The organism is Dyadobacter sp., from assembly GCF_051859145.1.
Classification (GTDB): domain Bacteria; phylum Bacteroidota; class Bacteroidia; order Cytophagales; family Spirosomataceae; genus Dyadobacter.
This window is the reverse complement of record NZ_JBHYGF010000565.1, coordinates 1-920: the sequence shown is the minus strand read 5'-3', so window position 1 is coordinate 920 and position 920 is coordinate 1. Positions and strand designations below refer to the sequence as shown.

Annotated in this window: 1 protein-coding gene; it reads right to left on the bottom strand. The window is 52.1% G+C overall.

Translation table 11 applies throughout. From position 1 onward, the window contains the following. Positions 1-920: ligand-binding sensor domain-containing protein (locus tag ACTIE6_RS24165; RefSeq protein WP_439559068.1), on the bottom strand; the 920-nt coding region annotated here is incomplete at both ends.

Below are 920 nucleotides of genomic sequence, written 5' to 3'. Positions count from 1 at the left end.
GGCGCCTGATTTCTGTTGCAGCTGCGAAGTCAGGTTGGTGAATTGGCCTGTTTTTTTGTTTAAAAAACCGATATGCTCGCTGGCTTTGTACCAGCTGTACCCTCTTGAATCCTGAATGATAAATTCGGGGATTAAAGGGGCATCAATCGGAGTAACCGGACCGAGCTGCTGTGACTCAAACAGGTATTTGCGCGAAAACGAACCCTTACCGCCTTTTTTTTCATAATAAACCGTCAGCCCCGCGCGATCAGTCTGCACGATGCTGGAAACTACAATTTCGTTGCTTGAATGCGCATTATCGAGCAGGTTGATCCGACGGACGAATCGCGCATTTGCATTGATCACGTCGAGGAATGCACTGCCACTAAATGCATATCCATTGTTTTGTTGATCAAAAAAGAGCCTGATTACCTGTGACTCGAATGCAGGTAAATGCCCCGCATTAGCTGGCGGCGTATACAAGGCGACGGGCACCCGCTTTTTGCTGATCTTGACCAGCTTGCCGCCAGGTATAGCCGCCCACGTATCGTGATTATTGTCGAAGAATATGTCCAGGTTTTGTTTCGTGCCAGTTCCTTTCAGATTTTGGGAAGGATCAATCGTCGCGCAATGCAGATTTACGGGGTCGATCATGCTGATGCCGTTGTTATGCGCCAGCCAGATATTCCCGCCGGGGCCGGTCCGCATTTGATTGATCAGCGTGCCGCCGCCTATGGAGCGGGTGAGGAGGGAAGTGAAATTCTGGAAGGTGTACCCGTCGTAGCGCCAAAGTTCCTGGCCGGTGGCCACCCACATAAATCCCCGCCCGTCCTGCGCCAGGCAACGCGTATTCCTGCTGGGTAACCCTTGCTCAGGCCCAAGCAGTTGGATATCAACACGCGTCTGGGCTTCCTGCGCCGGGCAGGTGATAATGCCAAGAT